The sequence below is a fragment of the Desulfitobacterium hafniense DCB-2 genome (assembly GCF_000021925.1).
In the GTDB taxonomy this organism is placed as follows: domain Bacteria; phylum Bacillota; class Desulfitobacteriia; order Desulfitobacteriales; family Desulfitobacteriaceae; genus Desulfitobacterium; species Desulfitobacterium hafniense.
Genome location: NC_011830.1, coordinates 1,135,947 through 1,148,962 on the forward strand (window position 1 = coordinate 1,135,947; position 13,016 = coordinate 1,148,962).

The window sequence follows — 13,016 nt, forward strand, 5'->3', positions numbered from 1 at the left end:
CTATGGAAGCACTAGCAGATATTGTCGTAAAATTCCTGGACTTACTTGAAGCACAGTTTGCAGATTTCCGGGGAAAATTGTTTAAGATACTGATTGCGGTTGGGCTAATTGTCGTCGCTTTAGTATTGGCGATCACCGCTTTTATCATGTTTGTGTACGGTGTTTTCCTCGGTTTAAGTGTGCTTATGCCGTCTTACCTTGCTGCATTTGCAGTGGCCCTGGTAGCGATTATCCTGGGAGGGGGGTTGGTTCTTTGCGCAAAGAAAACAATGGCTTAACTGTTGCTGAAGCAAAGCAGCAATTTAAACAGTCCGTGGCAAAGTTTCAACCTAAACGGATCATAACCGATAATCTTTGGCAATGTACACTGATCAGCTTCGTGGCAGGGATGGTTTCTGCCGACTCCAGGAAATCGCGGGAGAGCTTGGTTAGCCTAGCTGTCGCGGTAGTTAAAAAAGCTCTGTAATAGTCTCTTAATCATATTTAAAGATATGCTGAAGATAGTGAGTAACATAAGAGGACCACAGCAGCCTAAAGGCTCCTTGTGGTCCTCTTTTCCTATTCTTAAATAGAAGAATGCCAATTGGGGGAGAGCGGGGATGAGCAGGTAGTTAAGATCTAAGTAATAAATAGTGGCTGAAAAGAGACTTCGTACGTTTTTCGAAGTATATGTATACAGAATACATTATATTCCGACTATTGCCATTATTCTCAACCGAATGATAATATTATAAATATTATAACTAATAGTATAGACATCTTCAAGAAAAATAACGTTGCTTCTTTTGAGGTCATTAAAAATTATAGGGGGACATAAAGTGATTCTACTGGAAGGACTACATAAGCACTTTGGACATTTGCATGTTCTAAAGGGGATTGATCTACAGGTTAAAACCGGAGAGAAGCTGGTTGTTATTGGTCCCAGCGGATCAGGTAAGAGTACCTTGATTCGCTGTATGAATCTTCTTGAGAAGCCTTCCTCCGGTAAAGTCGTTGTGGATGGGGTTGAGATCACCGCCCATAAAGCGCCTGTCGCCAAGGTTCGGCAATCTGTGGCCATGGTTTTCCAACAGTTTAATTTATATCCCCATAAGACGGTTCTGGAGAATTTAACCCTTGCGCCAACCTTGATTAAAGGAGTCTCTAAAGAAGAGGCAGAAGTGTCGGGAATGGCCATTCTTGAGCGTGTAGGCTTAAAGGTTAAGGCCAACGCTTATCCCTCTCAATTGTCAGGAGGGCAGCAACAACGGGTCGCTATCGCCAGGGCCCTGAATATGAAACCGAAGATCATGCTGTTTGATGAACCCACATCAGCTTTGGATCCGGAAATGATCCAAGAGGTTCTCGATGTGATGGTGGATCTAGCTCATGAAGGAATTACCATGGTTGTTGTTACTCACGAGATGGGCTTTGCCCGTCAGGTAGCGGATCGGGTCTTGTTTATGGATGAGGGGGAGGTCCTTGAGACAGGCACTCCTGAACATTTCTTTACTAATCCTACCCACGAAAGGACAAAACTTTTCCTCAGCCGCATTCTGCGTTAATTTTCCCCAAAAATATATAAAAAAGTAGGAGGGAATTTTGTGAAAAAATTAGGTATTCTTTTAGCGAGCGTTTTCCTTGTCGGAAGCTTACTCGCGGGCTGTGGTTCAAGCACAGCACAACAACCGGCCCAGCCTCCGGCCCAATCCGGCGGAGGAAGTGAATCCGGTGCGCCTGCAGATGTTCAGGCCATTAAAGATCGTGGTGCCTTAAGTGTAGGAGTTAAAGTAGATGTGCCTGGGTTCGGGTACAAAGACCCTAAGACCAATGTGATCGACGGGTTCGAAATTGATCTGGTTAAGGCCTTGGCCGAAGAGATTTTTGGGGATCCCAGCAAAATCAAGCTGCAAGCCGTGACGGCTAAAACCCGTGGACCTCTTTTGGACAGCGGGGATGTGGATATGGTTGTTGCGACCTTTACCATTACAGAAGACCGGAAAAAGAGCTATAACTTCTCCGACCCCTATTATATAGACGGTGTTGGTTTGTTGGTCAAGAAAGCTCCCGGGTATAAGAGCTTAAAAGACTTAGACGGCAAAAACATTGGTGTTGCTCAAAGTGCGACCAGCAAAACAGCCGTTCAAGCCGAAGCAGACAAACTGGGTGTCAAAGTGAAGTTCCAGGAGTTCGCTACCTATCCCGAAATTAAAGCAGCTCTTGATTCCGGCCGGGTAGATGCCTTCTCCGTTGACCGTTCTATTCTCTTAGGCTATATCGATGACTCGACGATGCTCCTGGATGATAAATTCAGTCCTCAAGAGTATGGCGTGGCCAGCAAATTAGGAAACGATGGCTTAGCCAAACTGGTTAATGATAAGATCGCCGAAATGAAAGGCAATGGAGAGCTTGACAAATTAATTGAGAAGTGGGGTCTGTAGCAGTGACGGGACCATTTGCCTGGTTTAAGTGGCAAGCACTATTCAGCGACTGGACAATATTTGCCGAGGGATTCCTGACTACAGTCATGGTTTCTGTGCTGGGATTATGCCTGGCTTTAGCCCTGGGAGTAGTTTTTGGGGTTCTGGGGAGTACCCATCTGAAGCTTTTTCGAGCCATAAATCGTGTATACGTTGAGTTTATTCAAAATACTCCTTTGGTAATCCAGGTCTTCTTTGTCTATAATGGGCTACCTCATATTGGGCTCATGCTCCCTGTCTTTAGTGTGGGAGTATTGGGTGTTGGGGTATACCATGGTGCTTATATCGCTGAGGTTGTGCGGGCCGGTATTCAGGCGATTCATCGAGGGCAGATGGAGGCTGCACTATCCCAAGGGTTCTCATATTGGGGCGCTATGCGGCATGTCATTTTACCCCAAGCCGCTCGGGTCGTATTGCCCCCTCTCACCAATCAAGCGGTGAGCCTAATCAAAAACACTTCCGTATTGGCCATGATTGCCGGTGGTGATCTGATGTATCGTGCCGATTCCTGGTCGGCAGGAAATATTTATTATGGTCCCGCCTATGTCACCGCCGGATTGCTTTACCTGCTGTTGTGCTTCCCCTTAGCCCAGCTGGCTCAGTACCTGGAGCGTAAGATGGAGGTGTCGGCATAATGGCAGAAATTTTTCAACCTTATGTCTTTCGTTTCCTGGCTGAGGGGTTAATGACAACGCTGTATATTGCAGGCATGACGATTGTGCTTAGCTTCGTCGTCGGAACGATTCTGGGAATCGCCCGCTATTCGAAGAATCCTATCTTGGCACCTTTAGCCGCAATCTACATTGAAGTTGTCCGTAATATTCCTTTGCTCCTGTTTATTCTTATGTTCCGGTTTATGACGAGGTTGGAACCTGTCAACGCGGGTATTCTGGCGATGACGGTATTCACTTCAGCGATTATTGCCGAGGTGGTGCGGGGCGGTCTGAACTCCATTGATAAAGGTCAGTGGGAGGCCGCAAAATCTCAGGGACTTTCCTATGTGCAGATTCTTCGCTATATTATCCTTCCCCAGGCTTTGCGGAAAATGATTCCGCCGCTGGTTTCCCAGTTCATAACGGTCGTCAAAGACACCTCTTATGTCTGGGCAGTGGGAATTGAGGAACTGACCGGAAAGGGCTTGATCATCATGGGTCAATTTGGCTCTACGCCCCAAGTCTTTACCCTCTTCGGCATGATTGCCCTGACCTATTTTGTCCTGAACTATGCACTATCTGTAATAGCCCGCAATCAGCAGGCCAGGTCGGCAATGCAGAGCTATTAAATGGTTGGCTCCAGAGAAGCAAAGCGCTTTTTCTGGAGCCTTTTATTGTATGCCCTCCTGCAGAGGCAAGGTTATTGTATGGGTAAAAAGAGGAGGAACCTCTGACTGGCTACATCGGAAACGAACTGCAGATTGATCTCAGCCGGGAAGTCATAGACCTGAAGGGTTTTTTGAAGATATGGTTTATCAAAACATTCTTCAGGCAGCGGTTCCGTATAGTTTTCTAAAGATTCCAGTTGGTAAACAGTTTCTTTTTTTTCCGGGAAGAGGGCCAGGTAGAAGATCCCGCTTTCGACCAGGTCTTGAAAGAAATGAGTTCCAAAAGAAACATCAGGAAGAAATCCTGTTTGTTGATAGCCGATCTCGCCGAGGAGCGAGATACGGTTAATCTCAGCAAAAGATACGGGAACTCCCAAGGCGGGCAGCCGGGATCCCCATCGTCCCGGGCCTAACAAAAGGGTGGTGGTGGATTCCTTATCAATCTGCCGGTTGAGCTTACCGATAGTTCGCGCGACTTCATATTTTTGACTTTGGGTGAGATTACTGTAGGCTAAAGGCTCCACGAAAATGATCTTATGAACTCTGGTGGAGAGGCTGCCTCCCATAAAATTTCCCACCCCCTTGAAGATCGTATGGGACAGAGGGATCTCTTCAGGAACATGGACTTGATGTTTTGAACCTCGAATCTGCAGGGGCCGGCATTGAAGGAGGTTGATGAAATAATCTCCATTGCGACGCAGGTTAAGGGTAAACTCGATATCCACCGGATGACGATAGGCGTTCTCCAGGGTTTTCATGAGTTTGGAAAAAATCTGGGCGATGTTGGTATTGGCGAATAAGGGATTAAAGGTAAAGAACCAAAGTTCCTGGGGAGCTCGGCCCAGGTCCCGCAGTCTTTGCTCTGTTGCCCAATCCCGCTCTGCAAATTGCGTCTGATAAAGCTCAAGGGACTTTTGGAGCAAATCCTGAATAGAAACCGTCTCTTGACTATTTGCCCGGATATTGAGCACATCGATTTTGGATTGGGTAAAGGCCTTAAAATTCTCCAACCCGTCATAGGGAACCGAAAGGGGGCGGTCCAGGGCAGCGATGCGGGCATAGTCTCCTTCCAACCGGTCAACGGCGCGGGTTCCCAATCCCAGAACCAGGCGGATCATCCCTGCCTGAGGGTCGATCCGGTTATCCCAGACATAGGTGTTATAGGAGAAGCCTACCCCGGCCAGATCCGGGAAAAAATACTCCCCTTTATTGGACCCGGACACTCTTTGAACCAGGAGGGCCATCTGCTCCTCCGTATCACTGAGATTGTGTTTCTCCCGGTAAGCAAGAGCTTCTTCACTGAGGGTGCTGGCATAGATTTCGCGAATGGCCTGAGTAAACATATGGTAGCGCTCTTCCAGGGTGCCCTGATTGATGCAGAACACGCTTTCATATTTTCCAGGGAAAGCATTGCCGAAGCCATCCTCAAGCAAGCTGCTGGAGCGGACGATAATGGGGGACTGTCCGAAATATTCCAGCATTCTTAAAAATTTATTGCGGATGAAGTCATTGAATTGCCCTTTGAGGATTTTTTCCTGCAACTGAGCTGCTTTGGCCAAAGCATCCTCTTTAGCTCGCCTTTGCTCCATTTTCAGTTGCCAAAGGTTATTATCGATCAGGTAGGAGTAGAAGACATCAGAACCGATGTAGAAAGAGTCATGAGGTTCAAGAATCTTGCGCCAGTCATCAGAATCCTGAACCAAAATTTTGCGCGCCAGCAGCATCCCCACGGATTTCCCACCGATAAAGCCGGAACCGATTAAGCGGGATTTGATGGAGAGGATATCCTGCAGGGAAAAATGTTCATCAATAAGCTGGAGGATCCCTTCATCCCGGCTTAAGAAAATCCGCGCCAAATGCCGGATATGGTTCTTTTCTTCGCTATGAGTTAAAGCCTTAGCGGCCAGGAGCTGCCCGGCTTTCAAAAAAAGGCGATCCCAATAATCCAAATCCCGTTCCGGATTATCATCATATTCCCCCAATTGGGCATTGAGAAAAGCCACTTCGGCGCTGCTGGTGACGGGGAGGAACGCATCTCCCTCTTCGATATGGGGGAAGAAGAGGGTGGGCGTATAGCGTTTCCACATTTTTATAGGGTGGATATAAGTCTGGCCCTCTGCTTCAAAAATGTCGATCAGAACTTGAGTCGTATCCCGGATGACGGCAGTGGTGTGGAAGGAGTTGCGGTTTTTGTAGGTGGCGAAATAGGCGATGGTGTTCAACTCGAAAAGATAAGGGCAGGTCACCTTGAAGAAATTGCCGATCATGGTATCTGTTGCCCAACGGTCCAAAAGCTCGGATAGGCAGTCAAAGATATAGAAGACATCCCGGCCCTCCAGAGTGATCTTCTCATGAATCTGGGTGCAGAATTCTTCAAAGCCCCTCTCGGCATTCACCGGAAATAGTTCTATATGCTCATGGCAGGTGATTAGAGGAGGATGCTGTGCAAAACGAATATAAATCATTTTACGGTGGGGTCCGGCATTTTTATGGATAAACCCCTGGACGAAACGCTGATAGACCTCAATATCTTTAACTTGGAAAACTACGTTATCGCCCATCCACAGAAACTGGATCACGTCATCTAAAGAAGGAAAGCCGGTACTGATTGTTTGAGGTTGTTCCATTATTCTCCCTCCAAGCCATCGCTGTATAGTGCTATTATACAGCAAAAAGAAGAGAATTAAATTCGTACCGGGCTCTCTATCCCAGGGTAATCATTCCTTTGTCAATCAAGGCTTCTATGTATACAGTGTTCTTGACCTGAATCGCTGGACGCTTGGAGCGAAGTACTCTATAATATAAACAAGTAAAGCTCATTGAAACAGCAGTGATTTAGTTAGTGGTAGTGGATCAGAGGGTAAATCTATATAAACAGTATTTCTAGACAAACTCACGATTTTCGTGACATATAAGGGCACAGGTCCAAAGGACTTGAGCGGTGAAGTGATAGAGAGAGCCTAAGAAAAAACAGAGCTCTCTCTTTTATTTTAAGATTTAACCTATGTTTTAAAAATGAATCTAAGTCTATCTTTCATGGCAATTAGTGTGCAAGCTATTTTAAAATTAGATTCCATCATAATCCGCCAATTAAATAAAAATGGGCACCGGGTTGATTTCAATCTGGAGTGTTTAAGAGGATAAGAGAGCCCCCATTGATCGAATAACCGATCAGGCTGTGGGTTCTCTTTTTATTTTACATTCTTTTGGGAAGGGTGGTGATGCGAAGTCTTTCGCTAGGCATGGATGGGTCAGTGAGGAAAAGTACTCTCAGAAAATTTAAGGAGGAATTGTGAAATGAAAATGATACGCTCGATTATCCGACCGGAAAAGGCTGAAGTTGTCGCCGAAGCTTTGGCAGACGCAGGCCTGACATCTTTAACCAAAATGCATGTTTTTGGACGGGGCCGTACCAAAGGCATCCGCATCGGTGATGTGGTTTATGATGAATTCCCGAAAACCTTGCTTCTGATGGTTGTGCCAAATGAGAACTTAGAAAAAGCCATCCAGATCATCCTGGAAAAGTCCAAGACCGGGACCATGGGGGATGGGAAAATCTTTATTACCGAAGTGGAAGAGGCTTATACCATAAGCTCAGGAACCAAAGGCTTATAAGCGGGCCTGACAAAGGCTCATAAGAAAGGAGTTGTCGGCATGAAAGAAATTATCGCCTGTATCCGCAGGCACCAGGTTCCCGCCACCAAAAAAGCCCTTGAAGAAGCGGGTTTCCCGGCCCTGACGATTCAGAGCATCGAAGGACGGGGAAAGCAATATGGCATTGGGGGGTGGGAAGCAGAGGTTGACCCGGAACTCAATAAGGTCCTCAGACCTCAGCAAGTCACAGAGTCACGGATCAACTGGATTCCCAAACGGATGCTGACTTTAATCGTGCAGGACCAGGAGGTGGAAGCAGCGGTCAAGACTATTACGGCAATCAATAAAACGGGACATTGCGGAGATGGAAAAATCTTTGTGTGCCCCCTGCATGAAGTGGTCCGGGTTAGGACAGGTGAAGTGGGTAAAGAAGCTGTCCTATAACGGCAGAAAAGATCGAGACTAGATAGGGGGATGTAAGAAATGAGACAAATCGCGATATATGGTAAAGGCGGAATCGGCAAATCCACGACAACTCAGAATACAGTGGTTGCCCTGGCGGAGATGGGAAGAAAAGTGACCATTGTGGGCTGCGATCCCAAGGCAGACTCCACCCGCCTGATTCTGAACAGCAAAGCTCAAACCACGGTTATGGACCTGGCTCGTGAACGGGGAACGGTGGAGGATCTGGAACTGGAAGATGTGTTGGTGGAAGGTCATCTGGGGGTGCGCTGTGCGGAGTCCGGCGGCCCGGAACCGGGTGTGGGCTGTGCCGGACGGGGTGTGATCACCGCCATTAACTTTCTTGAGGAAAACGGTGCTTACACCGAGGATACAGATTATGTCTTCTATGATGTTCTGGGTGATGTAGTCTGCGGGGGATTTGCCATGCCGATCCGTGAGAACAAAGCCAAGGAAATCTATATCGTCACCTCCGGTGAAATGATGGCCATGTATGCGGCCAACAACATCTCCAAAGGGATCTTAAAGTATGCCAACACGGGGACGGTCCGTCTGGGCGGGCTCATCTGCAACAGCCGGCAGACGGATAAAGAATACGAATTGATCTCGGCTCTGGCCAAAGCGCTCAATACGCAAATGATTCACTTCATGCCCCGGGATAATGAAGTACAGCGGGCGGAATTGCGCAAACAAACCGTGATCCAGTATAATCCCACTCATTCTCAAGCGGATGAGTACAGAGCACTGGCCCGTAAGATTGAAGCCAACACTATGATGACCATACCCACACCGATGGAAATGGAGCAGCTGGAAGAACTGCTGATGGAATATGGGATTATGGAGATGTAGCCAATGCAGCAAATGCAGTGAATTCAGCAAATTCAGTTAAGGCAGGAAAGAAGGAGGACAGCGTTATGAGCATCAGTGAAATGGTCCAGGCCAGAAAAGAACTGGTCAATCAAGTGTTGGAAGTCTATCCGGAAAAGGCTAAGAAAAACCGCAGGCAGCATCTTTCTGTCAAAGAAAGTGATTGCTCAAGCTGCGCTGTTAAGTCCAATGGGAAAACCGTACCGGGAATCATGACCGCCCGGGGCTGCGCTTACGCCGGAGCCAAAGGGGTTGTGTGGGGGCCGGTCAAGGATATCGTGCATATTTCCCACGGGCCGGTGGGGTGCGGGTTTTATTCCTGGGCTAACCGCCGGAACCTGGCAGAAGGTGAAGTGGGCATAGACAATTTCGTACCCTTCCAATTCACCTCGGACTTCCAGGAGAGCGATATCATCTACGGCGGGGACAAAAAACTGGAGAAGATCATTGAAGAGGTCGTCGAACTGTTCCCCAATGCCAAAGGAGTTTCCGTACTGTCCGAATGCCCTGTGGGGCTGATCGGAGACGATATCGAAAGTGTCGCCCGCCGGATGACGGAGAAAACCCAGCGCCCTGTGGTGCCGGTGCGCTGCGAAGGGTTCAGGGGAATCAGTCAGTCCCTCGGTCACCATATTGCCAATGATGCAATTCGCGATCATATCATCGGCAAGGGGCCGGAGCGGGAAATCGGACCCTACGATATTGGGATTATCGGCGATTACAATATCGGTGGTGATGCCTGGGCCAGCAAAAAAATCCTGGAAGAAATCGGCTTGAATGTGGTGAATATCTGGACCGGTGATTCTACTCTGGAAATGCTTCAGAACGGGCATCTGGTCAAACTGAACTTAATCCATTGCTACCGGAGTATGAACTATATGGCCAACTATATGGAGGAAACCTACGGAACCCCCTGGCTGGAATTCAATTTCTTCGGACCCACGAAGATTAAGGAATCCCTGCTTAACATTGCAGCTCATTTTGACGACTCCATTAGGGAGAATACCCAAAGAGTCATTGCCAAATATGAAGCCCAGATGCAAAAAGTAATCGATATCTACCGGCCCCGTTTGGCCGGCAAAAAGGTCATGCTGTATGTAGGCGGCCTTCGCCCCCGGCATGTGGTGGGCGCTTATGAAGATTTGGGCATGGAGATTATCGGTACGGGCTATGAGTTTGCCCATAAGGAGGATTACGAACGGACTTACCCCCAATTGAAGGAAGGAACCCTTATTTACGATGATGTATCCGCTTTGGAACTGGAAGAGTTTGTTAAGGATCTTAAGCCGGATCTGGTGGGCTCGGGAATTAAGGAAAAGTATGTCTTTGAAAAAATGGGCCTGCCTTTCCGCCAGATGCACTCCTGGGATTACTCCGGACCTTATCACGGTTATGATGGATTCCCCATTTTTGCCCGGGATATGGATATGGCGGTGAACAGTCCCACCTGGAAGTCCATTAAAGCTCCTTGGATGAAATAAAAATCAGGCAGAAAGGATGACGCACATGGAGAGTTGTACGAAAGCCACCAAAGAATGGCTGAATAGTGTTGAATACCGTGAAAAGAATTTTGCCCGTGAAAAGCTGGTCATCAATCCCGCAAAAGCCTGCCAACCTCTGGGTGCCTTGCTTTGTGCCTTAGGAATTGAAGGATGTCTGCCCTTTACCCATGGTTCCCAGGGGTGCACCGCTTATTTCCGCAGCACCTTATCCCGGCATTTCCGGGAGCCGGTAGCCTCAGTCTCCGATTCCATGACCGAGGATTCGGCCGTATTTGGCGGTCAGGCAAATTTTATCGAAGGGCTGAAAAATGCCTATACGGTATATAACCCTAAGGTGATTGCCGTTTACACCAGCTGTATGGCGGAAGTCATCGGTGATGATATCAGCTCCTTTTTAGGCAATGCCAAGGACCAGGGGGCGGTCCCCATGGATTTTCCCGTTGCCCTGGCCAATACTCCCAGCTTCAAGATGTCCCATATTGCCGGGTATGACATCATGCTCAAGGGACTGATTGAGTGCCTGGCAACTCCGAGGCAGGAAGATCAAATCAATGAGCGGCTATACGTTGTGCCAGGCTTTGATACCTACCCGGCCAATCTTCGCGAGTATAAGCGGCTGCTGAACATGATGAATGTACCTTATACCCTTCTGCCGGACTACAGCAATGTGGTGGATACTCCGAATTTGGGTAAATACGAATTATATCCCGGCGGGACCCCTCTTGTGGAAATGGAGGAAGCTTTAAATGGGTTGGGCTATCTGTTATGTCAGACCTATTCGACTTCAAATACCAAAAAGTATTTGACAGGTGAATCGATTCCGGTGGAAGCGATCCCTATGCCCATCGGCATGGCGGGCACGGACCGATTCATCGAAGCCGCGGCGAAATTAACAGGGAAAGAGGTCTCCGAAGAAATCACCTATGAACGGGGACTGGCCGTGGATGCCATGACCGATGCCCATCAATATATGCATGGCCGGAAATTTGCCCTCTTCGGTGACCCGGATCTGCTGCTGGGCTTAGTCTCCTTCCTGCTGGAAATGGGAGGGGAACCCGTGCATATTGTCTGCTCCAATTCCACCCCTTTGTTCAAAAAGGACATGGAAAGGCTCCTTGCCTCCAGCCCTTATGGTCAGGGCGCCACCCTATACCCCAACAAGGACCTTTGGCATCTGCGGTCACTTTTAGTCACCGAACCGGTGGATATGCTCATTGGCGATTCCCATGGCAAGTGGGCAGCTCGTGACGCCGGTATTCCCCTGGTCAGAGTAGGGTTCCCCTTTTATGATCGTGTGAATCTCCACCGTTATCCGATTGTCGGTTATTCAGGAGTAATCAACCTGATCACCATGATCGTCAATACCTTTTTGGAGGAGAAAGACAGGGCTTCCACCGATGCCTATTTCGAATTGCTGCGTTAATAACTTCGCTAAAGAAGGGAGGGGACTCCATGTTTACCAATCTCACCAAACTGGATCTTAAAGATCAAGGGTGTCCAGCGGGAGCAGGTTCTCCCCAATTGTGCATGAAGGCCCTGCCCGGTGAAGGGGCAGAACGCAGCTGCGCCTATGACGGAGCGCGGGTTGTGCTGATGCCGATTACCGATGTGGCCCACCTCGTCCACGGACCGATTGCCTGTGCAGGGAACTCTTGGGATAACCGGGGAGCCCGCTCCTCCGGTTCCCAGCTTTTCCGCCGGGGGCTGACCACGGATCTGATGGAGAATGATGTAGTTTATGGCGGTGAACGGAAGCTCAAGGAGGCGATCCTGGAAATCGCCGCCCATCATCGCCCCCAAGCCATTTTTGTCTATGCCACCTGTGTATCCGCCCTGATCGGCGATGATGTCAGCGCAATCTGTGAACAAGCGGAGCAGGAATTGACCATTCCCGTCATCGCCGTCAATTGCCCGGGTTTTTTGGGCGATAAAAACATCGGCAACCGGATTGCCGGGGAAGTTCTCTTCGACCGGGTCATCGGCACCGGGGAAGGACCGGATGAAAAGGTGCCCCTTTCCGTAAACCTGATCGGAGAGTATAACATTGCCGGTGATCTCTGGGGTATCCTGCCGGATTTTGAGAACCTGGGAATCACGGTGCAGGCAACAATTACGGGTGATGCCAAATTCGAGGACATCGCTTCCGCTCACCGGGCTTGTCTCAATGTGCTGATTTGTTCCAAAAGCCTGACCAATCTGGCCCGCAAGATGGAAGAAAAATACGACATCCCCTTTATGGAGGGCTCCTTTTATGGAATCCACGACACCTCGGAGACTTTAATCAATATTGCCAAAGCCTTGGGAGACCTTGATTTACTGAAGAGAACAAAAACCTATGTGCAAAAGAAGGAAGAGGAAACACGGGAGATGATTGCCGGCTATAAAAAATGCCTGGAGCATAAACAGGCCATCTTGTTTACAGGGGGAGTAAAAACCTGGTCCATGGTCTCCACACTGGCTGAACTGGGGATCAACATTCTGGCGGGAGGGACGCAAAACTCCACTCCCGATGATTTTCAACGGATGAAAGCACTGATGGATCCTACGGCTCAGATCATTGAGGATACCAGTCCGGCGGGATTCCTTAAAATTATTGCTGAGAAAAAGCCCGATCTTATCGTCGCCGGGGGGAAGACAAAGTACCTGGCCCACAAAACAAGAACTCCTTTTTTAGATATTAATCACGGCCGAAAACTGCCTTATGCAGGTTACGAGGGGATGGTCACCTTTGCCGGGAGCCTGGCCCGGACGGTGAACAGTCCGGTTTGGGAACTTTTAAAACAGGAATTTCCCCCGCGAGAGGAGGGATGA

The 13,016-nt window shown here is 48.6% G+C and carries 12 protein-coding genes and 1 pseudogene; 12 read left to right on the plus strand and 1 reads right to left on the minus strand.

Annotated elements, in window-relative coordinates; all coding sequences use genetic code 11:
• Positions 1 to 2 precede the first annotated feature (2 nt).
• The 6 genes from DHAF_RS05210 (at position 3) to DHAF_RS05235 (ending at position 3,741) form a co-directional block, all read left to right on the plus strand.
• A complete protein-coding gene (locus DHAF_RS05210; RefSeq protein WP_005813510.1) occupies positions 3 to 278 on the plus strand; it encodes a phage holin family protein in 276 nt (91 codons plus the stop codon).
• A complete protein-coding gene (locus DHAF_RS05215) occupies positions 254 to 466 on the plus strand; it encodes a hypothetical protein (RefSeq protein WP_015943165.1) in 213 nt (70 codons plus the stop codon). The genes DHAF_RS05210 and DHAF_RS05215 overlap by 25 nt, the downstream gene beginning before the upstream one ends.
• Before the next feature lie 352 nt (positions 467 to 818).
• Entirely contained in the window at positions 819 to 1,544 is a 726-nt protein-coding gene (locus DHAF_RS05220) for an amino acid ABC transporter ATP-binding protein (RefSeq protein ID WP_015943166.1), read from the plus strand.
• Between the two features lie 39 nt (positions 1,545 to 1,583).
• Positions 1,584 to 2,420, plus strand: a complete 837-nt coding sequence (locus DHAF_RS05225) for a transporter substrate-binding domain-containing protein (protein WP_011461725.1) — start codon at positions 1,584 to 1,586, stop codon at positions 2,418 to 2,420.
• A gap of 2 nt (positions 2,421 to 2,422) precedes the next feature.
• On the plus strand, positions 2,423 to 3,094 hold the full coding sequence (locus DHAF_RS05230; RefSeq protein ID WP_011461724.1) for an amino acid ABC transporter permease: 672 nt from the start codon (positions 2,423 to 2,425) through the stop codon (positions 3,092 to 3,094).
• Positions 3,094 to 3,741 (plus strand): amino acid ABC transporter permease, encoded by a 648-nt coding sequence (locus DHAF_RS05235; RefSeq protein WP_005813521.1) that lies wholly within the window; start codon positions 3,094 to 3,096, stop codon positions 3,739 to 3,741. The genes DHAF_RS05230 and DHAF_RS05235 overlap by 1 nt, the downstream gene beginning before the upstream one ends.
• A gap of 71 nt (positions 3,742 to 3,812) precedes the next feature.
• Here DHAF_RS05235 and DHAF_RS05240 read toward each other — a convergent pair whose 3' ends face one another.
• Entirely contained in the window at positions 3,813 to 6,407 is a 2,595-nt protein-coding gene (locus tag DHAF_RS05240; protein ID WP_005813523.1) for a PEP/pyruvate-binding domain-containing protein, read from the minus strand.
• A 670-nt stretch (positions 6,408 to 7,077) separates the two neighbouring features.
• On the opposite strand from DHAF_RS05240, the gene DHAF_RS05245 reads away from it, so the two are divergent.
• From DHAF_RS05245 to nifE, 6 genes and pseudogenes are all read left to right on the plus strand, one after another.
• Positions 7,078 to 7,395: a P-II family nitrogen regulator gene (locus DHAF_RS05245; RefSeq protein ID WP_005813525.1), complete on the plus strand. Its 318-nt coding sequence runs from the start codon at positions 7,078 to 7,080 to the stop codon at positions 7,393 to 7,395.
• 39 nt (positions 7,396 to 7,434) lie between these two features.
• On the plus strand, positions 7,435 to 7,818 hold the full coding sequence (locus DHAF_RS05250; protein WP_005813527.1) for a P-II family nitrogen regulator: 384 nt from the start codon (positions 7,435 to 7,437) through the stop codon (positions 7,816 to 7,818).
• A 39-nt stretch (positions 7,819 to 7,857) separates the two neighbouring features.
• Entirely contained in the window at positions 7,858 to 8,685 is an 828-nt protein-coding gene (gene nifH / locus DHAF_RS05255) for a nitrogenase iron protein (protein ID WP_005813529.1), read from the plus strand.
• A 65-nt stretch (positions 8,686 to 8,750) separates the two neighbouring features.
• Positions 8,751 to 10,184, plus strand: coding sequence for a nitrogenase molybdenum-iron protein alpha chain (gene nifD, locus DHAF_RS05260; RefSeq protein ID WP_015943168.1), 1,434 nt, complete (start codon positions 8,751 to 8,753; stop codon positions 10,182 to 10,184).
• 4 nt (positions 10,185 to 10,188) lie between these two features.
• Positions 10,189 to 11,628: pseudogene (nifK, locus tag DHAF_RS05265) on the plus strand (nitrogenase molybdenum-iron protein subunit beta); the annotation flags it as partial.
• Positions 11,629 to 11,657: 29 nt separating this feature from the next.
• Positions 11,658 to 13,016 carry a nitrogenase iron-molybdenum cofactor biosynthesis protein NifE gene (gene nifE / locus DHAF_RS05270; protein WP_015943170.1) on the plus strand — a complete coding sequence of 453 codons (1,359 nt, stop codon included), beginning with the start codon at positions 11,658 to 11,660 and terminating at the stop codon, positions 13,014 to 13,016.